Source organism: Noviherbaspirillum malthae (assembly GCF_015352985.1).
Taxonomy (GTDB): Bacteria; Pseudomonadota; Gammaproteobacteria; order Burkholderiales; family Burkholderiaceae_D; genus Noviherbaspirillum; species Noviherbaspirillum malthae.
In genome coordinates this window covers 197,505-219,321 of record NZ_JACYXF010000006.1, presented here as the reverse complement: position 1 = coordinate 219,321, position 21,817 = coordinate 197,505, and the positions used below count along the sequence as shown (strand labels likewise).

Here is a 21,817-nt window from a genome sequence, read left to right as displayed (position 1 = left end):
GCAAATACTTATCTGATGCAACCGGGTAGGAAACGCCCTGCGCTACGTGATATCACTTAAAAACTATTCCGCAGGCGCCGGAGTCTACAGGTTGACCATGGACCGCCCCGGCGATGCCGCCTGGGCAAATCTCACGCGCGGCGAGCCGCATAGGCACAATTACAACGAGACATGAAGCGTTCATCCCAGCCTGAAACCCTGCCGGGCAGCTCGCCCCAACCGTCCTTCCTTCGTTTTCCTTCGCTTGCGAGAATCAGACCGCGGGCAAGATGGGCGATCGCCTTTGTTCTGGTTCTCATGCTGCTGCCGACGCTGCGCTCCCTGCCCTTTTACCTGCAGGCAGCCGTCGGGCATCTGAGCATTCTTGCGGCGGCCAAGCCGATCGATGCATTGCTGCTCGACCCGCGCACCCCGGACGACCTGAAACAGAAACTGGTGAAAGTGACGCAGATACGGGAATTCGCCGTGCGCGAGCTTGGCTTGCCGGACAACGGCAGCTATCGGGAGTATGTCGACATCGGCAGGCCTGCCGTCGCGTGGAACGTCGTCGCCACCTCCGAGTTTTCACTGGAACCGGTCGAGTGGTGCTTCCCGGTCGCCGGCTGCGTCAACTACCGCGGTTACTTCAACAAGGATGATGCAATCGCCTATGCGAAGGTCCTGCAAAACGAGGGATACGACGTGCATGTGTCCGAAGTATCGGCCTATTCGACCTTGGGCTGGTTCGGCGATCCGGTGCTGTCGAGTTTCATCCATACCTCCGAACTCAACCTGGTACGCCTGATTTCTCATGAACTCGCACATCAAGCTGTCTATGCCAGGGGCGACACCCAGTTCAACGAGTCCTTCGCCGTCGCCGTGGAGACCGAAGGTGTTGCGCGCTGGCTGGCGCGCCATGGAAGCGAAACCATGCGCAAAACCTATTTCGCCTATCAGTCGAGGAAAAAAGACTATCTCGACCTGCTCACGCGCTACCGGAACCGGCTCGAAGCCTTGTACGCCAGCGGCGAAAACGCAACCGCCATGCGCAGCGACAAGGCGAGGATATTCCGCGAACTGAAGAATGAGTTCGGCATGATCAAGGTCGGCTGGGGCGGTTATACCGGCTACGACAACTGGTTCAACCAGCGCCTGACCAATGCGCACCTTGCCTCCATCGCCGCCTATCACAGCCTGGCGCCGGGATTCCGGGCATTGATGGATCAGCAGCCGGACATGCCGGCATTCTTCGCGGCGGCGAAGGAACTGGCAGCGCTGCCCAAGCTTCAGCGCGAACAAAGGCTGCTCGCACTGGAGGCCGGCACGGCAGGAGCAGCCCCGCTTCCCGTGAACAAGCCGCAGCCCGCTCGCCCGGTGCGGGCAGCCAGGCAGACGGTCGGCTGATGATCGGCTGGATAGCCTGATAACAGCCTGCGGCCGCTTCAGCCCGTCCTGGCGGAGTTGAGCAACGTCTGCAATTCGCCGCTGGCGATCAGCTTCTGCAGTTCGCCTGCCCCGCCGATCAGCATGCCCTTGACGAAGACCATCGGAAAGGTCGGCCAGCCGGTCCACATCTTGAGCGCATTGCGGCGGCGCCAGCCGCTCAGGTAGCTGCCGTATTCGAGATAGGCATGCTGCAGGCCGGCGCTTTTCAGCAGGGCGCGTGCCTTGCGCGGAAACGGATTCTGCGCCATGCCGACTACCACGATATCGTTGCGGGCGATGGCGGCTTTGACTTCGCCAACGATATCGGCGTGATTGGCGGCGATGACTGTGCGGATGGATGGATGAATATGCGTTTCGTCAAGGATGCTGCGGCTCATGCTGGCTCCCCAAGGGCTGGAAATGCGTAGGATGATAGCCCGCTTTGCCGTACGTTGAACGGTGTCCTGCCTTGTCTCATGCGGCATTGCACCGCATGGAAGGCCCTCCGGCTGCATTCTTGCCGATCCTCACTATCAGGCCATCCTTATAACCGGTATTGGCTGTTGGCTAAATCGCCATGCCGGCAGCGGGCTACCATCCTCCAAAAAAATCTGCAGCGAATCCACACTGGCCCTCAAGGGCACCGATCAACAAGCAGCAATGCGGGCATTTGACCCATGCATTGGAGGAGATATTCATGTCAGCAAAACCCGCGGCCGACCACAACCAGGTCGGCCAGCTCGATCTCGTCGAGCAGAAATTCCCCCTGTTCCAGCTCGGAACGCTGGGCTTCCAGCACGTGCTGGTCATGTATGCCGGCACCGTCGCCGTGCCGCTCATCGTCGGCGGCGCGCTCGGCCTGTCCAAGGCGGACATCGCCTTCCTCATCAATGCCGACCTGCTCGCAGCCGGCATCGCAACGCTGATCCAGGCGCTGGGCAGCCGCTACTTCGGCATCCGCATGCCGGTGATGATGGGCGTGACCTTCGCCTCCGTCGGTCCGATGATCGCCATCGGCACCGATCCGACCATGGGCTTGCAAGCCATCTTTGGAGCCACCATCGCGGCGGGGCTCTTCGGCATCCTGGTCGCGCCGCTGATGGGCAGGCTGCTCGGCGTGTTTCCGCCGCTGGTGACCGGCACCGTCATCCTGCTGATCGGCGTGTCGCTGATGGGCGTGGCCATCAACTGGGCCGCCAACGGCCAGCCTTTCGTCAGTCAAACGATAGACGGCGTGGCGATGCAGGCGCCCAATCCGGCCTATGCCGATCCTGCCGCTCTGGCCATCGCCGCGCTGGTGCTCGGCGTGGTGCTGTGCCTGAGCCGCTTCGGCAAGGGGCTGATCGCCAACATCGCCGTCCTGCTCGGTATCGTGGTCGGCGCCCTGGTTTCGCTGGCGCTGGGCAAGATGCATTTCGACGGCGTCGAGGAAGCCGGCTGGTTCGCCGTCAGCACGCCCTTCCATTTCGGCATGCCGACCTTCCACCTCGGCGCCATTGCGACCATGTGCATCGTCATGCTGATCACGCTGGTGGAATCGACAGGCATGTTCCTCGCGCTGGCCAACATCACCGGCAAGAAGATCACACCGGAAAACCTGAGCGCGGGCCTGCGCGCCGACGGTCTCGGCACGGTGATCGGCGGCGTATTCAACGTCTTCCCCTATACCTCGTTCTCCCAGAACGTCGGCCTGGTCAACATCACCGGCGTGCGCTCGCGTTACGTGGCGGTGGCCGGCGGCGTCATCCTGATCGTGCTGGCCCTCTTCCCGAAGATTGCGCATGTAGTGGCCTCGGTGCCGCAGTTCGTGCTCGGCGGCGCCGGCATCGTGATGTTCGGCATGGTGGCCGCTGCCGGCATCCGCATCCTCGGCACCATCGATTTCGAGAAGAACCGGCATGCCCTGTTCGTGATCGCGGTATCGGTCGGCATGGGCCTGATCCCGACGCTGTCACCCTCATTCTTCCAACACCTGCCGGCCTGGGCCCATGCGGTGACCGACAGCGGCATCGTGCTCGGCACGTTGACGGCAGTGGTGCTCAACCTGTTCTACCACGGCGTGGTGTCCGCCGACCGTGCTTTCGAACTGGCTGCCGCGACGACCCATGGGACGGAATGACTTTATCGACTACATGTAGACAATGTAGAAATTTCTCAAAAATGTTGACGTAAGTCATCTATCGGTCATCAGGGGCCGGTATGATGCCGTCATCTGCTTCACATGCAACCGATATGCATGGCGGCAGGCGCAACGCCCTATCGAGCGGATCAGGTCGGCAGTCCGGAGGCACAAGCCTCGGACGGACCGGGATCACGGATGGGGCGTTACTTTTTTGGGCGGTACATTTGTGAGTATGCCGCCTAGAGCGGTTTCGTCTTGACGGCTTATACCAATCCCAAGTCATGACATGCCGATTGAGATCGATGGATTTTTTCGATTGGCAAGGCGCGGGAGGAGTCCATAGCGGGGCTATGGATGACGAGCGCAACGCGGCCAGGTGGAAAAAGACGCGCTCTCATGGCATGGAATGATTTGGGATTGGTATTAGTCGAGGCCGAGACGGATCGGCTTTGAGACAAGGCGTGGCGCCGCGACATGGCGGTGCCATGGCAAGGAGCCACAACGCGGTACCAGAGCTAATCGGTCCGGGATCGACCGTACAGACAAGTCGAAAGCGCTCTGCTACCACTTGAAAGGCATGCCATGGCATGAGATCGCATCTTTTTCCGTCTGGCCGCGTTGCGCTCATCGTCCATAGCCCTGCTATCTATTCCGGATCTGCAGTCTCGGCCTTGCAAGTTGAATGATTCCATCGATCTCATTCGGTACGGCATGACTTGAGATTGGCATAAGTGGTGCATCAATCACATGTCAGGCGCCGCCGCACGCCTACAGCAGCGTATCAGCCCAGATGTTCCGCGCCCAGACACCTGCATACACACCCTCCAGTTCGCTGGCCGCGCCTGACACCCCGCCCGCTCCCTGCACGGCGATCAGGGTCTTCTTGTCCGTGTCATAGGCGTGCACCGAGGTCACGTGAATCACGTCCTTGTCGGAGACGTAGCTGTAGCAGGTATTGGTCAGCATCGGCTTCTGCTCGGGCGCGCGGCCGGCGAAGATGTCGATGATGGCGGCGGCGCAGATCTTTGCATGCTGGTTCGCCATGTGTGCCGATTTCGGCATCAGCGGTGCGGTCTGGATCGCGTCCCCAAGCACGTGAATGTTCTTTTCCTGCGTCGATTCGAAGCTGAGGAAGTCGACCGCGCACCAGCGCCGGTTGCTGTTGGCCAGACCGGTCTGCACCGCAATGGTTGCTGCCGACTGCGGCGGAATCACGTTCAATACCGCGCCCTGCACTTCGTCGCCGAGTTCCGAGATGACGGTATTGGTCTTTGCATCCACATCCGCGGCGCGGAAGCTCGGACGGTAATCGATGATGTCCTTGTAGCGCTCGGCCCAGATGCGCTTGAACAGTGCGCCCTTGGACACCACATCCTCGTTCCCGTCAAGTACGATGACCTTCGATTTCGGCTTGGCGCGGCTGAAATAATGGGCGACCTGGCAGGCGCGCTCGTAGGGCCCGGGCGGGCAGCGGTAAGGCGCCGGCGGAATCGACATCACGAAGCTGCCGCCATCTTCCATCGCCTCCAGCCGGCGGCGCAATGCCACGGTCTGCGGACCGGCTTTCCATGCATGCAGCACCGTGTCCTGCGCATCGGGCGCGTTCAAACCCGGCAAGCTGTCGAGCAGAAAATCGACGCCGGGCGACAGCACCAGCCTGTCGTAGGCGAGCTGCCTGCCGCCTGCCAGCCTGACGATGCGCCTGGCGGCATCGATGCGCTCGGCCCGGTCGCGCACCAGCTGGATGCCATGGCGCCGGGTCAGTGCGTCATAGCCGAGCGTAAGATCGTCCAGCCGCTTCGATCCGCCGAGCACGAGATTGGACAAGGGACAGGAGATGAAGGCGGCATTCGGCTCGACCAGGGTGACGTCGATGCCGCCATTGCTCCACAACCGGAGATAGCGGGCTGCCGTCGCGCCGCCGTAGCCTGCGCCGACGACCACGACCTTCGGCCTCGATGGAGCAGCGGACACGGAAATGGACGGAAGCGTCGCAGCGGCCCCGGTGAGACTCGCGGCACCAATCGTCTTGATGAATTCACGCCGCTTCATCGTGCCTCCTGTTTTTTCTGGTTCGCGAGAAATCCTGCGATGAGCGCGATCTGTTCGTCTGTGTAGCCCTTGGCGATCTGGTGCATGATCGTCGCCTGGCGCTCGCCGGCCTTGAATGCCTGCATGCTTGCGATCAGCTGCTGTTTGGGTTGTCCCGCCAGCGGCGGCAGGCTGCCTTCGCCGGCATTGCCCGCAGGCCTGCCGTCGGTGCCGTGGCAGGCAGCGCAGTTGGCATACAGCCTGCGCCCCGCCAAGTCCTGATCCGCCGCCATGGCGGTCAACGCAAGCGTGGCGGCACCTCCCATCCAGATCGATACAGCAAGCATCCGCAAGCTCAGCATGTTCCGCTTCTCCTTGTTCAAGTTCACGGCCTCACGCCCGGCGCTTCCAGCGGCATGCCCCTGGCGCGCTCGGCGAGATACAGTTCCAGCTCCACCATTTCCTGCGCGCCGAATGCATAAGGCTGTGCCCTGACGCCGTTCATGCAGTTGCGCAACCGCCGCTGCAGCGAGCCCATCGCCTGCCATTCCAGGCGGTAGATCGGATAGCCGCCGGGATGGGCTTGCGGAATCGGGCTGCTGCCAAGGCGCTTGCCCCAGTTGTCGTCGTGGCACTGGGCGCAAGACATGTTGAGCTGGCCGATGCGCTGCAGCCACCGCTGCCGGCCCTGCTCGACATGCGGTCGCAGGGCCGCATCCTGCGGCGGCGAAATCGGCATGCCGCGCGACTGCAATGCGATATAGCTTTCCAGGCTCAGCAGGGGTTCGCTCTCTGCGGCGAAGGGTTCAGCCTGCTGGTGCTGGTGGCGGCACTGGTTGATGCGCTGACCGAGATTAATTGGCCGCCGCGTTTGTGCATCCATTGCCGGATAGCGCGCCGCCACGCCCCGCATCGCAGACTTTGCCTCGCCATGGCAGCTTGCGCAGGAGCGCTCGCTGCGGCCTGCATTGCGGTTCCACAGCGCCTCGCCTTCCTGCACCCACAGCATCGCGGGATTCTGGCTGTCGTCACGCTGCATTTCCTGCGTGGAGGGGCTCATGAAGGCCGAGCCGGGCAGGCGCCCTTCGGCACCTTGCTGTCCCCTGGTCTGCCCCTGCGCCGAGGCTTCAACAAAAGTGCCGATCATGCAGGCCAGCAGCAGTAGCAGTCGCAGCGGCGCGCCTTGCATGCTATGCGGTAACCGTGATGCCGACCGATTCGGTCTGGTTGAAACCCTGGTCGCCTTCCCAAGTGAAGGACAACGTGCCGCTTTCGGTAGCGACCGTATGGAACACGATATTGGGATTGGCGGCGATCGCCGGATGAAGTTCGGCGCTGAATACGACCTCGCCGTTGTAGCGGCAGAAAAAGCGCCGGATGATATTGCGCGGCACGACCTTGCCGTCCGCGCCGGGACGATAGCCGGTTTCCATCGGATGGCTGATCAGCGTGCGGATCTCGATGACTTCACCGCGCTTTGCCGTCGGCGGGACCTTGATCAGTGCGCGCGCCATCTCAGCTCTCCCCTTCGATGCAGGCCGCCAATGTGACCACCACATCGACGGTGTGCGACCAGTAGCTGCCGTCGCTGAGTTTCGCCACCGCCATCAGCTTCTGCGACGTCGCCAGCCGCATCCGCGTAGAGACTGACGCCTTGCCGGCGCGCGGCCCGAGCGTGAAGCGCGCGACATCCGGCAGCGGGTTGCGCTCGTTGAAGATGGCGATCGCGGCCACATGCTCCGCGGCCGTCATCGGGCTGTCGACACTGACCGTGACCGGCACGGCGTTGCCGTTGTCGACCAGCGTGGCAACATCCAGCCTGACCTTCCCGGGACTGATCTTCGCGCCGCCGGTGAAGGAACGGACTGCCGCTTCCATTTCCGCCGGCGTAGCAGCGGCAGGACGAACGGCCAGCCACAGCATCATGCCGGCGCCTGCGGCCAGCATGCGTCGGCGCGAGGCGTCAGGCAATCCATGCAGGCCTGGTTCGGAATCGGCATTATCTTGTTCAGCCATCACTTCGCCTTGTCTTTTCCTTCCGCTGCTTCGTTGCGCAGCGTAAGCAGATACGCCACCACATCCTCGATCTGCTGCGCGTCCAGTATCGGTTTGCCCTGCAAGGCCGGGCTGACGCGAACCAGTCCATCCTTGCGATAGTAAGACGGCATGATAGTCTCAGGATTCAGACGACCCGCATCCACGATGCGCAGCCGCAGCTGCCCTTCGCTCCAGCGCGAGCCCGCGCCGGACAGATCCGGCGCGAGGTTGCCTTGGAAGCGCTCCTCCGGAACCGGCCCGGTATGGCACAGCAGGCACAATCCCACCTGCCGGTTGGCGACGATGGCGCGGCCTTGGGCCGCGTCACCGCGCTTGCCTTCCAGCGGCGAGCGGATTTCATCGCCCTCGATGCTCACTGCAGGCAAGGCGCCGGCCGCATCTGCGGTTGCGATGCATACCAGCAGCATCAGTGCCCTTGCCCGCACGCCGCCTCAGGCCCGCTTCAGGCTGTGGTTCTTCAGCGGCAGGTCGCGGATGCGCTTGCCTGTGGCGGCGAACACCGCATTGAGCACCGCCGGCGCGGCCACCGCAATCGTCGGTTCGCCGACACCGCCCCAGAAGCCGCCGGAAGGCACGATCACAGTCTCCACCGCAGGCATCTCATCCATCTTCAGCACCGGATAGGTGCTGAAGTTGTCCTGCTCGATGCGGCCGTCCTTGAGCGTGCATTCGCCATACAGCGCCGCCGACAGGCCGTACACGAAGGAGCCTTCGACCTGCGCCTCGATCTGCTGCGGATTCAATGCATAACCCGGGTCGGTGGCGGCCACGATGCGATGGATCTTCAGCACGCCGTCGTCGCTGACCGAGACTTCCGCCACCGCCGCCACATAGCTGCCGAAGCCCATGGTCTGCGCGATGCCGCGATAGACGCCCTTCTTCAGCGGCTTGCCCCACCCTGCGCGCTCGGCAGCGGCATTCAATACCGCCAGATGCTTGGGATGATTGGCCATCAGCTTGCGGCGCAGGGCCAGCGGATCCTGTTTCGTCGCATGCGCGACTTCGTCGAGGAAGCATTCGAGGTAGATCGTATTCTGGTTCAGATTGACGCCGCGCCAGAAGCCCGGCGGCACCGGCGGGTTGCGCATCGCATGGTCGACCAGCAGGTTGGGAAAGCCGTAGCCGATCGAGGCTTCCGGCCCCGGCGCATTGAGTCCCTGGAACACCACCGGATCCTTGCCGTCCTTGATGTTCTGCGGGAACACGCCGGCAAGAATCGACTGCCCCGAAATCCGCATGTGCAGCGCGGTGACATTGCCGTTCTTGTCGAGACCGGCGCTCAGCTTGCACTGCGTGATCGGATGATAGCGGCCGTGCGTCATGTCTTCCTCGCGCGACCAGATCAGCTTGATCGGCGTGCCGGGCATTTCCCTGGCAATGGCGACCGCCTGGCGTACCCAATCATGCACTGCACCGCGCCGTCCGAAGCCGCCGCCCAGGTGCAGCTTGTAGACCTCGCACTTCGATGCCGGCAGTTCGGCGGCCTCGGAAGCGGCTGCGAGCGCGGCTTCGCCGTTCTGCGTCGGCGTCCAGACCTCGCAGCGCTCCGGTGTCCACTTCGCTGTGGCGTTCATGGTTTCCATGGTCGCATGGTTCTGGTGCGGATACGAATAGACCGCATCGATCCGCCGCGCCGCCGAGGCCAGCGCGGCGCGCACGTCGCCGTTCTGGTTGCCGACCACCGCGTCGTTCGCCTCGAGGCCGGCCTTGAGCATCTGCGCCACCTCGGCGCTGGACGCCTTGGCATTCGGGCCTTCATCCCATTCAATGGTGAGCGCATCGAGCGCGGTCTTCGCATGCCACCAGGTGTCGGCCACCACGGCCACCGCGCTGTCGCCCACCTGCACCACCTTTTTGACACCCGGCTTGTTCTGGATCTGGGCGGCGTCGAAGCGCCTGACCTTGCCGCCGAACACCGGGCAATCCTTGATCGCCGCATTCAGCATGCCGGGCAGCTTCAGGTCCATGCCGTAGATCTGCGCGCCGGTGGTCTTGTCGACCGTGTCCAGGCGTGCAAGCCGCTTGCCGGCGATCTTCCAGTCCTTCGGGTCCTTGAGCGCAACATCCGTCGGGGGCGTGAGCTTCGCCGCAGCCTCGGCCACCTTGCCATAGGTGGTGCTGCGGTTCGAGGGGCCATGGGTAATGACGCTGTTGGCAGCGCGGCATTCGGCCGCCGGCACCTGCCATTCATTGGCCGCCGCCTGCACCAGCATCATGCGCGCCGCCGCGCCGCCCTTGCGGACGTAATCATGCGATTCGCGGATGCCTCGGCTGCCGCCGGTGGAGAAATTGCCCCAGGCCCGGTTGCGCGCCAGGTTCTGGCCGGGCGTCGGATATTCGGTCGTGACCTTGGCCCAGTTGCAGTCCAACTCTTCAGCGACCAGCTGGGCCAGACCGGTCAGCGAGCCCTGGCCCATCTCGGATCGGGCGATGCGGATCACCACGGTATCATCCGGCTTGACCACCACCCAGGCATTGATCTCGGGAGGCGTGCTGCCCTGCGCCGCGGCGGTGCCGGCAAACGGAATGTGGAAGCCCACCATCAGGCCGCCGAATGCGGCGGCGGAAGTGCCGAGGAAACGGCGGCGGGAAGGATTGACCACGTCCCTGGCCGGCTTGGCGGGCGTATCGATGTCGGCGCGGTTCATGTCGTGCTCCCGTCGGCATGCTGGATGGCGAGGCCGGCGCTGCGGGTGTTGCCGCCCTGGGCTACGACCTTGATTGCGGCACGCACCCGGTTATAGGTGCCGCAGCGGCAGATATTGGTGATCGACTGGTTGATGTCGGCATCGGTGGGATTGGGCTTTTCCTTGAGCAGCGCAGCGACCGCCATGATCATGCCGCTCTGGCAGAAGCCGCACTGCGGCACGTCGAGTGCGGCCCAGGCTTTCTGCACCGGGTGCGAACCGTCTTTCGACAGGCCTTCGATGGTGACGATCTTCTGCTCGGCGGTCACGGTGGACACCGGGCGCACGCAGCTGCGCGTGGGTTCGCCGTCGATATGCACGGTGCAGGCGCCGCACTGGGCGATACCGCAGCCGTACTTGGTGCCGGTCAGTCCCAGTTGCTCCCGCAGCACCCAGAGCAGCGGCGTATCCTCCTCCGCCTCGAACTCTCGTACCGCGCCATTGACGTTCAGTTTTGCCATGTCTCAACTCCTTGTTGTTATCGGGCGAATCAGCAAATCAGGAGGGTGCTGCGAGCCGACGCGCCTGGCGGCGCTTTGATGCGGCCCGGATATATTACGATGTCTTTTTCCTCTTTGCTTGCCCTGGCTTCGGAACGAGGTTTCCGCTCGCTCCAACGGTTCGCTGATGAAGACGGCAAGGAATTCACTCCGATAGGCTTCCAAAAAAGCGGACCGACAAGATTGAATCTTCATGCACCGCCATGGTCTGGACTCACGAATGCACACCCGTTAATCCCTTCCTTGCAAAGAACCATGGACGCTTCTCCCGACTTTGATTTCTTTCCTCCCATCGAACCGCGCCGCACCGGCATGCTGCCTATCGATGACCTTCATACGATGTACTGGGAAGAATGCGGCAATCCCGACGGCATCCCGGTGGTGTATGTGCACGGCGGCCCGGGCGGCGGCTCGTCGCCGGAAAAGCGCTGCTGGTACGACCCCGATACCTACCGCATCATCCTGTTCGACCAGCGCGGCGCCTTCCGCTCCACTCCGCTTGCCGAAGTCGAGCGCAACACCACCCAGCTTCTGGTGGAAGACATGGAAGCGCTGCGCAAGATGCTGGGCATCGACAAGTGGCTGGTGACCGGCGGTTCATGGGGCACCACGCTGTCGCTGGCGTATGGACAGACCTATCCGGATGCCTGTCTCGGCTTCGTTTTGCGCGGCATCTTCCTCGGCAGTCCCGACGAGATCGACTGGTTCCTGCACGGCATGCGGCGCTTCTTTCCGAAGGCGCATGACGACTTCATCAGCTGGATTCCGCAGCAGGAAAAGCACGACATTCTCACTGCCTACGAGAAACGCCTGTTTGGAAAGGACGCGGATGCGCGCATGGACGCCGCGCGCCGCTGGTTCAAGTACACCGAAGCCTGCTCGCTGCTGCGCCAGGATCCGGCGTTGATAGAGGAAGCGGTAAAGAACGACCCTGTAGTCTACGGCACCGGCAGGCTCGATGCCTTCTACTTCAGGAACAGCATGTTTCTGGAACCGGGAAGCCTGCTCAGGGATATCGGCCGCATCTCGCACCTGCCTGTGATGATCATCCAAGGCGGTCATGACGTGATTGCGCCGCCGGCCGCCGCTTACAGCATTCATCGCGCCTGGCCGGGGTCGGTGCTGCATATCGCGCCAGATGCCGGGCATTCACCGGCGGAACCCGGCATCCGCAGCAAGGTCATTCAGGCAATCGAGTATTTCAAGCGAAACAAGCGTTTCGATGCAGCCGCGCTGCAGGCATCGGGCCCGGTTTGACTCCAATTTCCATTCCTTCATTTTTATTTTTTCTTTGAAAAGGGTAATCCATGGCAACTATTCGCCTCAACACCAAGGAAGTCCAGGTCGACGACACTGTCTACGTGTTTGATGTCGTTCAGGTCGCAGACAAATTCGAAGCTTGCGTGGCCGCCGCAGACGCCGCTCATTGCGAAGTCGACTTCCCCCCCGTGGCCAAGCGTTCCAGCGCTGCGGTCCCATCCTCCCAGAAAGAATGATTTTCTGAAAAATTGCCGAAAAGTCCCGGTATCAAAGCCCGGGACAGGTAAAAGTGTCTGTTCGATAACAGACACAAAATTATCGTAAATTCGTGTTTTTCCGCTTTTTTCCATCTTCATCAAGGACGGCGCAGCAAGATTGAACGAAGTGACAACATCTGCCTCGAAAAGATATTAGCTTCTTACCAACGCTTATTTCTTCGAGGTTACATGGATTCGATCATAGTCTTCTGCCATCTGCGCTGGAATTTCGTGTATCAGCGCCCTCAGCATCTGCTCTCCCGGCTCTCCCGCCACTACAACATCATCCTTGTCGAAGAACCCGAATACCGCGACGGCGAACCGGAGCTGCAGATTTCCAATCCGCTTCCCAACCTGACTGTCTGCAAGCCCCTGACCCCGGTGCGGGAATTCGGCTTCGACGACAAGCAGATGCCGTACCTGCGCAAGATGGTACGTGCCCTGGGCAAGCAGCATCCCGATCCCATCGTCTGGTTCTATACCCCGATGGCCCTGCCGCTGCTCGACGAGCTCAAGCCGCGACAGGTGGTCTATGACTGCATGGACGAACTCAGCGCCTTCAAGAATCCGCCTCCGGCGCTGCTGCCGCGCGAAGATGAACTGCTGCGCCGGGCCGACATCGTTTTCACCGGCGGCCCGAGCCTGTATGAAGCCAAGAAAGACCGTCATCCCAACGTGCACTGCTTTCCGAGCAGCGTCGACGTCAATCATTTCCGCCAGGCGCTCGACCGCAACATCGCGCATTCCGACCTGAAAGACCTTCCGCGGCCGGTGCTGGGCTTTTACGGCGTGATCGACGAGCGCTTCGACACCGAACTGGCCGGCCAGCTTGCCGATGCGCATCCGGAATGGCAGGTCGTGCTGGTCGGACCGGTGGTCAAGATCGATGCGGCAAGCCTGCCGCAGCGGCCCAACATTCACTACATGGGCCAGCAGCCCTATACCGCGCTGCCGCAGTTCCTTGCGGCCTGGGATGTCTGCCTGATGCCGTTTGCCATGAATGAATCGACGCGCTTCATCAGTCCGACCAAGTCGCTCGAATACATGGCGGCGGAACTGCCAATCGTCAGCACGCCGGTCAAGGATGTGGTGGATCTGCACAGCGATGTGGTGGAGATCGCGGTGACCGCCCCGGAATTCATTGCCGCCTGCGAGCGCGTGCTGGCTATGGACAGCGACGAAAAGCTCAGGCGCATACGCCAGATGCGCGACAAGCTCTCGCGCACTTCATGGGACGTAACCGCCATGAGCATGCACAAGCTGCTGGAGCAAGGCGCACAACAGCCCGGCAGACTGAGACAGACTGCACAGGCTGCCAATGAAGTGCCCGACGAGGCCGCCGCCGGCTATCGTCTGCAAGGTGCTGCAGGAGCCAACCGCGCCGCACTGCGCGACTGACCTTCATTAAACGTTCTTGAGACGGCAGCCATGCGCTGCCTTACCGGGCTCCGCTCATTCGGACCATCCGGCGCCTGCGTTCGCGCATTCGCCGGCTTCAAAAGCCTGACACATTCCATGGAACAGCCAACAACGCAACCAATCGAGCTATGGGGAGGACTTGAATGCACCGTCAATCGAGTCCGCGACGATTACTTCAGCCAGATGGAAAGAAACGGTCATGCCACCCGCAACGACGACCTGGAGCGCTTTGCATCGCTCGGCATCCGCGCTATCCGCTACCCGGTCTTGTGGGAACGCACGGCGCCGGACGGCATCGCATCCGCCGACTGGTCCTGGCCGGATGAAAGGCTTCCTGGCTTGCAAAAGCTCGGAGTAACGCCCATCGTCGGCTTGGTGCACCATGGCAGCGGTCCGCGCCATACCAGCCTGGTCGATCCCGGCTTTGCCGAACAGCTCGCCGAGTTTGCGGGCGCGGTGGCCCGGCGCTATCCCTGGGTGGAGTATTACACCCCGGTCAACGAGCCGTTGACGACGGCACGATTTTCCGGCCTGTACGGCGTCTGGTATCCGCACGGCCGCGACGAACGCAGCTTCATCCAGGCGCTGCTGAACCAGTGCCGCGCAGTGGTGCTATCGATGCGGGCGATCCGCGAGGTCAATCCCGCAGCCAAACTGGTGCAGACCGACGACCTCGGCAAGACCTACAGCACCCCGGAGCTTGAAGAACTCGCCGGCTTCTACAACGAGCGCCGCTGGCTCTCCTGGGATCTGCTGTGCGGCAAAGTGGGGCCGGAACACGCGCTTTGGGAGTACCTCACCGCGACCGGCATCGACGCAGCGCAATTCCTGTGGTTCCGCGACAACCCCTGCCCGCCCGAGGTCATCGGCATCAATTACTACATCACCAGCGAACGCTGGCTGGATCACCGGGTCGACCGCTATCCGCCGGAATTCGTGGGCACCTATCGCGACCATCACCACGCCGACATCCATGCCGCGCGCGCCCTTGCCACGCCGACGCCCGGCATCGGACCGCTGCTGCAGGAAGCGTGGGAGCGCTACGGCCTGCCGATCGCGATTACCGAAGCGCATATCGATGCCAACCGCGAAGACCAGATGCGCTGGCTGCTGGAAATCTGGGACGCGGCGCAGGAGGCGCAGCGCAACGGCGCCGATGTCAGAGCGGTCACGGTCTGGGCCCTGCTCGGTTCCTACGACTGGAACTGCCTGGTCACTGCCTGCAAGGGCTATTACGAACCCGGTCCCTTCGACGTGCGCACGCCGCGTCCGCGTCCGACCGCCGTCGCCGGCCTGATGCGGGAGCTGTCGGCCAGCCGTCCGTTGTCGCATCCGGTGCTGCAGGGACAGGGATGGTGGCGCAGGCCCGGTCGCTTCCTCTGTCCGCCGGTGGCGACCAGCGCCGCTATCGCCTCGCTGACCGTCGAGCGGCAGCATGGAAGAAAGCAGTTCGTCCAGCCCATCCTCATCACCGGCGCCACCGGCACGCTGGGGCAGGCCTATGCCCGCATCTGCGAAGCCCGCAACCTGTCCTACCGCCTGGTCAGCCGGCAGGACATGGATATCGCCGATCCTGCTTCCGTAGAGCGTGCGCTGCAACGCTACCGGCCTTGGGCCGTCATCAATGCCGGCGGCTATGTGCGCGTGGACGAGGCAGAACGGGACAGCGAACGCTGCTTCCGTGAAAACACGCTCGGTCCGTCGGTGCTGGCGATCGCCTGTATCCGCCACAATGTGCAGCTGATGACTTTTTCCAGCGACCTTGTGTTCGACGGACGGCAGCAGGCACCGTATGTGGAGAGCGACAGCGTGTCGCCGCTCAACATCTATGGCAGGAGCAAAGTGGAAGCGGAACGCCGGGTGCTCGACACCCATCCCCAAGCGCTGGTCATCCGCACCAGCGCCTTCTTCGGTCCGTGGGACAGCCACAATTTCCTGACGCAGGCATTAAAGTCGCTCGCCGCCGGCTCGCCGTTCTTGGCGGCCAACGACGTCACCGTCACGCCGACCTACGTGCCCGACCTGGTGCATGCCAGCCTCGATCTGCTGATCGACAGGGAAAAAGGCGTCTGGCACCTGACCAATGCTCAGCCGATCACCTGGGCCGATCTTGCGCTGAAGGCCTGCGCGATGGCCAATGTCGATCCGGGCAGGCTGGAAGCGCGGCCGGGCAGCAGCCTCGACCATGTCGCCGCCCGTCCATCCTACAGCGCGCTGGGTACCGAAAAAGCGGTGCTGCTGCCTACCCTCGACGATGCGCTGACGCGTTATACCTGCGTCTCCAGGAGCAGGCGGCCGAAGAAGACGCTTCCGGAGCGGCGGCGCAGGCCGGCAACGTCTGACACCAAGCCGGGCTTTGCGTCGGCCGCACCTGCTGTTGGGGTGTCGAGCCGCGCCCTGTTCGCTACCGTTTCACGGGAGGCGCAGCCTTGCTGATACAGCATAAGACGTGTTGCATCAGCAAGGCTGCGCTTTGCCGCAACGCATAAACCCGGTGAAAAGACAAAACCAATCTCCCTGTACCACTCTCTAGGTCTATAGAAGCGAAAGGCTTACCGCATATCAACAGGACAGTCACTTCATTCCAGGAGCGCCATGAACATTCCCGGACTTCGCGGCTTGAGCATCGGCAAGCTGTTCGTCACTTCGTTCAAGGAATTCATCGGCGACGACATGCCGACCCAGGCAGCGGCGCTGGCTTACCACATCCTGTTCTCCCTGTTTCCCTTCTTCATTTTCCTGATCGCCCTGATCAGTACGCTTCATCTGCCGGACTTCATTGACTGGCTGCGCCAGCAGGCCGAGTTCCTGCTGCCCGGACAGGCGATGGACCAGGTCAACGTGGTGCTCAATGAACTGCGCGAGCCGCAGGGCGGTCTGCTCTCCGTCGGCGCGGTGGTTGCGCTCTGGACCGCCTCGGCGGCGGCGCGCGCCACGATGAATGCCTTCAATGCCGCCTACGGCATTCGCGAAAACCGGCCGATCTGGCTCCTGTATCCGCTCTCCATTCTCTACACCATGGCCATCGCCGCCCTCCTGATCCTGTCCGCCGCGCTGCTGCTGATCGGTCCGCAGGCCATGCAATGGCTGTCCGACCAGATCGGCTTCGAGCAGTTCTTCGTCACGCTGTGGACCTGGCTGCGCTGGCCGGTGATTCTTCTTCTCTTGAGCCTGAGCGCGGCGCTGGTGTATTACTCCGCGCCGGCGGCCCAGCCGCGATTTCCCTTCATTACGCCGGGCGCCGTACTGGCGGTGCTGATCTGGATTCTCGCCTCCCTGGGCTTTGATTATTACGTGCGCAATTTCGCCGACTACAGTGCCACCTACGGCAGCGTCGGCTCGGTCATCGTGCTGCTTCTGTACTTCTATATTTCGGCGGCGGTGCTGCTGTTCGGTGCGGAGATCAACGCCTGCATCGAAAGACATGCGCCGACGGGCAATATCACCGGCAACAAGCAGGACTTGCGCGACGCCGCCGTTGCAAGAAAGCAGCCGAAATGACTGCGGCGAACTCGAGCGTGACGGTGAGCGACAATGCCGGCGACATTCCTTCCCGGCTGGACCGCCTGCCGTGGTCGCGCTGGCACTGGCGCGTGGTCATGGCGCTGGGCATCGCCTGGGTGCTGGACGGGCTGGAAGTCACACTGATCGGCTCGCTAGGAAGCGTGCTGGAACGGCAGGACACGCTGGCGCTGACCGCAGCGCAAGTCGGCTGGACCGGCTCGCTGTACATCGCCGGCGCGGTCCTGGGGGCGCTGGTGTTCGGCCGCCTGACCGACAGGCTCGGCCGCAAGAAGCTGTTCATGATCACGCTCGCGGTCTACATGGCGGCGACGCTGGCGACCGCATTCTCTACCGGCTTCGTGTTTCTCTCCATCTGCCGCTTCATCACCGGCCTCGGGATCGGCGGCGAATATGCGGCCATCAATTCCGCAATCGACGAACTCATACCGGCGCGCGTGCGCGGCCGGGTCAATCTCGCAATCAATGCCAGCTTCTGGGTCGGCGCAGCCCTGGGCGCCGGCCTGAGCCTGGTGCTGCTCGACCCGAACGTGCTCGGCCCGGCGCTAGGCTGGCGGGCTTGTTTCCTCCTTGGCGCGGTGCTGGCGGTGGCGATCGTGCTGGTGCGGCGCCATGTGCCGGAAAGCCCGCGCTGGCTGCTGATGCATGGCCGCGCGGACGAGGCCAGACGCATCATCGAAGACATCGAGGCACAGGTTGCACGGCAGCACGGTTCCCTGCCTTCTCTTGCATCCCATGCAGCCGCCGCACATGCTTCCGCTTCGGCAGGAACGCCGCCGCTGCGCCAGGTGCTGAACGTACTTCTGCACCGCTACCGCAGGCGCAGCATCGTAGTGCTGGCAATGATGGTGGCCCAGGCCTTCGTCTACAACGCCATCTTCTTTACCTATGCGCTGGTGCTGACCCGCTTCTACCAGGTGCCGGACAACCGGGTGGCGCTCTACATCTTTCCCTTCGCCCTCGGCAATGTGCTCGGTCCCTTCCTGCTGGGGCCGCTGTTCGACAGCATAGGCCGGCGCAGGATGATTTCGCTGACCTACCTTCTCAGCGGCATCGGACTGGCGCTGACCGGCTTTGCCTTCATGCAGGGCTGGCTGACCGCGTTCAGCCAGACGCTGTGCTGGAGCGTACTGTTCTTCATTGCGTCCACCGCCGCCAGTTCGGCCTACCTGACGGTCAGCGAAGTCTTTCCGCTGGAAATGCGCGCAATGGCCATTTCGATCTTCTATGCGATCGGCACCGGTACCGGCGGCTTCATTGCGCCGGTCCTGTTCGGCTGGCTGATCGAGAGCGGCAACCGCGGCTCGGTCGCCCTCGGCTATGCGGTCGGCGCAGTTCTCGCCATGCTGGCAGGATTGCTGGCAAGGTCACATGCGGTCGATGCGGAGAGAAAGGCGCTGGAAGAAGTGGCGAGCCTGTCGGGCTGAGTTCCGCCAGGCAGCATATTGGGGGTTGATGGGTGCTCCATGATCATTATTGCCGCCGCACGGTTGAGCGCCGGCAATAATGACCATGGAGCACCCGACGATTCCCATGCATGGCATGCACGACAGCATGCCATGCGCGTCGAATCGATTATTGCGGCTCGTCGATTGCCGGTGTTTCCGCTTTGGGAATACGCGACACGAGCAGACGGTCGATCCGCTGGCGGTCCATGTCCATCACTTCAAAGCGGAATTCGTCCCATTCGAAGTGTTCGGCAGCCTCCGGAATATGGCCAAGCTGCGTCAGAATGAAGCCAGCGAGCGTGTGGTAAGTGCCATTGGCTTCTTCAGGGAAGCGCACACCGGATTCCATGATGTCACGGAAACGGTCGAGCGACACACCGCCGTCGATCAGCCAGGAACCGTCTTCACGTTGCACGGCATCGGCCTCGTGTTCATCATCGTCAACGACCGATACATCACCGACCAGCGCACCCATCACGTCGCTCAGGGTGACCATGCCTTCGATTTCCCCATACTCGGAGACGACCAGCGCCAGTTCGGTGCGATGTTTCTTCAGCGCTTCCAGCAGGCCCATCGCGCTGACCGATTCGGGCACGTAGAGCGGAGGCTTGACGGCGCGTTCAATATCGACACCCGAAACCGCTTGGCCGCGGATCGCCTGCTCGAACAGGTCGCCGGCATGAACGATGCCGAGCACCTCCGAGCGATTGCCCCTGCAGACCGGGAAACGGCTGAACGGGCTGTCCGCAATCTTGTTCAGGTTGTTTTCGATCGTATCGTTGAGATCGATGAATTCCAGGTCGGTGCGCGGCGTCATCAAGGCACCAAGGTGCTGGTCATCCAGTCGCAGCGCGCGCGTGACGATGTCATGCTCGGTTTTCTCGAAAACACCCGCGTGCGTGCCTTCCTTGATGAGACCGGCGATTTCCTCTTCCGTGACGGCCGCTTCCTTGTGCTTGTGCAGGCCGAGCAGGCGCATGATCGCCTCGGTGGTGACCGACAGGATCTTGACGAACGGCGACACGATGCGGGACAGCCATTGCATCGGCGTGGCGATCACCGTCGCGACGGCTTCCGGGTACAGCATCGCGACGCGTTTAGGCACCAGTTCACCAAGCACGATGGAGGCAAAGGTGATGCCGATGACCACGATGCCGAGCGCGATTTCGCGCGCGTATTCCGCCACGACCGGGATGCCGGCAATGTGCGGAGTCAGGCGTTCGACGAGCGATGCTTCACCGAAAGCACCGTTGAAGATGCCGATGAGCGTGATACCGACTTGGACAGTGGAAAGAAAGCGGTTTGGACTGTCAGCGAGCTGCAAGGCTGCACGAGCGCCGCGGCTGCCGTTTTCGGAGAGTTTCTCAAGCCGGATGCGCTTGGAAGATACGACGGCCAGTTCGGACATGGCAAAAATGCCATTGAGCAGAATAAGTCCAAGAATAATAACTATGTCCACCGAGGCAGGACTACGCGGTTTTCCCGCTGGTCCCGGTTGTTAAGGAAGCGATATTTTACTGGCAAAGCCGCATGGATATCAGCTCGGTGCGGAAAAATGAGATTGGCATGGAAAAGCAATACCAATCCTAAGCCAGGGCATGATTGACAAATGAATTCGCCGGATTGTCCAGGCAAGGTCTTGAACACATATCGACACAACATTGTGCCCCAAGCGCGCCGCATGCTTTGACGCGCTATCGAGTGCGCAAGCGTCTTGCGAACAACCGATCGGGGGCATGCCGTCGCCAGGCCATTCAATGCATTGCATGTACGCTGCACGCACATCGATTGCGATCATGCTGGCTGTAGTTTTCTAGTTTGCCGGATGTCCTTCAAGTACACCTCAATTTGTTTGAGCTTGCGCAGTCCCTTTGCCGTATCGGCTCCTAGACTGAAAATCCATGCATGGCATGTTCAGCAACGGACGAAGACCGAGACCTTACAGGAGGACTCATGGCACTCAAGAATTACGGCGTATTGAAAGGCAGGCCGATCGCGCGCCGCCTCGGCTCGGGCTCTTCGCCGCACTACCAGATTCATGTCGTGGACGAAGCCGGCACGAACTATCGCATCGCGGTGAACGTGAAGTCGCAGCTGGCGCCGTCGGAGCTGATGTACCACATCAAGAGCCACTTCACGCATCCGCTGACGGATATCGTCGCTGTGCTTCCCGGCGGCTTTACAGCGCTGGAACGCAGGCCGGACAGCGGCGCGCTCGATCTCATTCGAGGCAATCTGCTGCAGCCGGGACTGATGACGCCCCTGCCGCCCGAACTGCCGGGGCCGGACAACGATCTGAATGAAAAACTCGATCAGATCGTTCAGCGCGCGATGGCGGACGAAGACGCCATCGTGTATGCCTTCGGCGAGCGCTGGGGCCCGGAAGACCGCAACGCGGACAAGTACTTCGGCTTCATGCCGGGTAACGGCATCCACGACATTCATATGAACCAGGGGAACACCGGCCGCTTCGTACAGGACGACGGCGTATGGCAGGACGGCGGCCTGCTGTTTCAATTTCCTCGCCAGCAGCAATGGACTGCGGTCTTTCTCAAGTTCCAGTCGCAAAGCTGGCATACCGATGACCGTACCGGACACACGCTGCGTGCACCCGATGAAGAGCAGCCGATCAATCCCGACCCCGTCGTGCCGCAGCCGACGGAAGACCTGCCTGACGGCCTGGTGCGCATCGTCGCTGCCCTGGTAAATTCAGTGCAGTCCCCCGAAAACGAATCGGTCACGCTGCTCAATCCGAGCGACCGCACCATCGCTTTGGCGGGATGGCAGCTGGCGGACAAGCAGAAGGCGAAAATGCCGCTGGACGGCACGCTCGAAGCAGGCGCGGTCCGGCGGGTGGAAGTGCGCGCGCCGATGGCCTTGTCGAACAAGGGCGGCATCATTACCCTGCTCAATGCCGACGGCTTGAAGGTGCATGGCGTGTCTTACACCAAGGCACAGGCCTCGCATCCCGGATGGACGATCGTGTTCTAGGAAGAGCAGCAAAAGTTCTCTGAAGCGTTCTGCGCTTCTCCCTCTCCCTTCTCCCGCTTGCGTAAGAAGGGTCGGGGATCAGGGGGCGTGTCAAGACCGCTCTTCGCTACAGTCACCC

At 62.2% G+C, this 21,817-nt stretch carries 19 protein-coding genes; 8 read left to right on the top strand and 11 right to left on the bottom strand.

What is annotated here, in order from left to right:
* Positions 1-171: 171 nt before the first annotated feature.
* Entirely contained in the window at positions 172-1,383 is a 1,212-nt protein-coding gene (locus IGW03_RS11915; RefSeq protein WP_228535380.1) for an aminopeptidase, read from the top strand.
* A gap of 38 nt (positions 1,384-1,421) precedes the next feature.
* Here the strand turns inward: IGW03_RS11915 and IGW03_RS11910 are convergent, their stop codons facing one another.
* Positions 1,422-1,802, bottom strand: a complete 381-nt coding sequence (locus tag IGW03_RS11910) for a glutaredoxin domain-containing protein (RefSeq protein WP_194722768.1) — start codon at positions 1,800-1,802, stop codon at positions 1,422-1,424.
* Between the two features lie 299 nt (positions 1,803-2,101).
* On the opposite strand from IGW03_RS11910, the gene IGW03_RS11905 reads away from it, so the two are divergent.
* The gene (locus IGW03_RS11905) at positions 2,102-3,523 is read left to right on the top strand and encodes a nucleobase:cation symporter-2 family protein (RefSeq protein WP_194722767.1); all 1,422 of its coding nucleotides are present in this window, start codon (positions 2,102-2,104) and stop codon (positions 3,521-3,523) included.
* Positions 3,524-4,294: 771 nt separating this feature from the next.
* Here the strand turns inward: IGW03_RS11905 and IGW03_RS11900 are convergent.
* The 8 genes from IGW03_RS11900 to IGW03_RS11865 are packed head-to-tail and all read right to left on the bottom strand — an operon-like array spanning position 4,295 to position 10,763.
* Positions 4,295-5,578 carry an NAD(P)/FAD-dependent oxidoreductase gene (locus IGW03_RS11900; protein WP_194722766.1) on the bottom strand — a complete coding sequence of 428 codons (1,284 nt, stop codon included), beginning with the start codon at positions 5,576-5,578 and terminating at the stop codon, positions 4,295-4,297.
* The gene (locus IGW03_RS11895) at positions 5,575-5,919 is read right to left on the bottom strand and encodes a c-type cytochrome (RefSeq protein WP_194722765.1); all 345 of its coding nucleotides are present in this window, start codon (positions 5,917-5,919) and stop codon (positions 5,575-5,577) included. The genes IGW03_RS11900 and IGW03_RS11895 overlap by 4 nt, the downstream gene beginning before the upstream one ends.
* 23 nt (positions 5,920-5,942) lie before the next feature.
* On the bottom strand, positions 5,943-6,746 hold the full coding sequence (gene soxA / locus IGW03_RS11890; protein WP_194722764.1) for a sulfur oxidation c-type cytochrome SoxA: 804 nt from the start codon (positions 6,744-6,746) through the stop codon (positions 5,943-5,945).
* A gap of 1 nt (position 6,747) precedes the next feature.
* Complete coding sequence (soxZ, locus tag IGW03_RS11885; protein ID WP_194722763.1) at positions 6,748-7,071, bottom strand: thiosulfate oxidation carrier complex protein SoxZ; 324 nt, start codon at positions 7,069-7,071, stop codon at positions 6,748-6,750.
* Position 7,072: 1 nt separating this feature from the next.
* Positions 7,073-7,573: a SoxY-related AACIE arm protein gene (locus IGW03_RS11880; RefSeq protein ID WP_228535378.1), complete on the bottom strand. Its 501-nt coding sequence runs from the start codon at positions 7,571-7,573 to the stop codon at positions 7,073-7,075.
* Positions 7,573-8,040, bottom strand: a complete 468-nt coding sequence (soxX, locus tag IGW03_RS11875) for a sulfur oxidation c-type cytochrome SoxX (protein ID WP_323744961.1) — start codon at positions 8,038-8,040, stop codon at positions 7,573-7,575. The genes IGW03_RS11880 and soxX overlap by 1 nt, the downstream gene beginning before the upstream one ends.
* 6 nt (positions 8,041-8,046) lie before the next feature.
* Entirely contained in the window at positions 8,047-10,263 is a 2,217-nt protein-coding gene (locus tag IGW03_RS11870; protein ID WP_194722762.1) for a xanthine dehydrogenase family protein molybdopterin-binding subunit, read from the bottom strand.
* Positions 10,260-10,763 (bottom strand): (2Fe-2S)-binding protein, encoded by a 504-nt coding sequence (locus IGW03_RS11865; RefSeq protein WP_194722761.1) that lies wholly within the window; start codon positions 10,761-10,763, stop codon positions 10,260-10,262. Before IGW03_RS11865 ends, IGW03_RS11870 begins: the two co-directional genes overlap by 4 nt.
* A gap of 294 nt (positions 10,764-11,057) precedes the next feature.
* Between IGW03_RS11865 and pip the strand changes: the two genes are divergently transcribed.
* Positions 11,058-12,059: a prolyl aminopeptidase gene (gene pip / locus IGW03_RS11860; protein ID WP_194722760.1), complete on the top strand. Its 1,002-nt coding sequence runs from the start codon at positions 11,058-11,060 to the stop codon at positions 12,057-12,059.
* Positions 12,060-12,082: 23 nt separating this feature from the next.
* On the opposite strand, the gene IGW03_RS11855 is transcribed toward pip, so the two are convergent.
* The gene (locus tag IGW03_RS11855; protein WP_194722759.1) at positions 12,083-12,418 is read right to left on the bottom strand and encodes a hypothetical protein; all 336 of its coding nucleotides are present in this window, start codon (positions 12,416-12,418) and stop codon (positions 12,083-12,085) included.
* A 90-nt stretch (positions 12,419-12,508) separates the two neighbouring features.
* Here IGW03_RS11855 and IGW03_RS11850 point away from each other — a divergent pair, with 90 nt between their 5' ends.
* The 4 genes from IGW03_RS11850 (at position 12,509) to IGW03_RS11835 (ending at position 18,687) form a co-directional block, all read left to right on the top strand.
* On the top strand, positions 12,509-13,717 hold the full coding sequence (locus IGW03_RS11850) for a glycosyltransferase family 1 protein (protein ID WP_194722758.1): 1,209 nt from the start codon (positions 12,509-12,511) through the stop codon (positions 13,715-13,717).
* A gap of 117 nt (positions 13,718-13,834) precedes the next feature.
* Positions 13,835-16,174 carry a family 1 glycosylhydrolase gene (locus IGW03_RS11845; protein ID WP_228535376.1) on the top strand — a complete coding sequence of 780 codons (2,340 nt, stop codon included), beginning with the start codon at positions 13,835-13,837 and terminating at the stop codon, positions 16,172-16,174.
* 159 nt (positions 16,175-16,333) lie between these two features.
* Entirely contained in the window at positions 16,334-17,239 is a 906-nt protein-coding gene (locus tag IGW03_RS11840) for a YihY/virulence factor BrkB family protein (RefSeq protein ID WP_194722757.1), read from the top strand.
* On the top strand, positions 17,236-18,687 hold the full coding sequence (locus IGW03_RS11835) for an MFS transporter (RefSeq protein WP_194722756.1): 1,452 nt from the start codon (positions 17,236-17,238) through the stop codon (positions 18,685-18,687). Before IGW03_RS11840 ends, IGW03_RS11835 begins: the two co-directional genes overlap by 4 nt.
* Positions 18,688-18,835: 148 nt before the next feature.
* Here the strand turns inward: IGW03_RS11835 and IGW03_RS11830 are convergent, their stop codons facing one another.
* A complete protein-coding gene (locus tag IGW03_RS11830; RefSeq protein WP_194722755.1) occupies positions 18,836-20,167 on the bottom strand; it encodes a hemolysin family protein in 1,332 nt (443 codons plus the stop codon).
* 494 nt (positions 20,168-20,661) lie between these two features.
* On the opposite strand from IGW03_RS11830, the gene IGW03_RS11825 reads away from it, so the two are divergent.
* Positions 20,662-21,699 carry a DUF2278 family protein gene (locus IGW03_RS11825; RefSeq protein ID WP_194722754.1) on the top strand — a complete coding sequence of 346 codons (1,038 nt, stop codon included), beginning with the start codon at positions 20,662-20,664 and terminating at the stop codon, positions 21,697-21,699.
* The last annotated feature ends 118 nt before the right edge of the window (positions 21,700-21,817 follow it).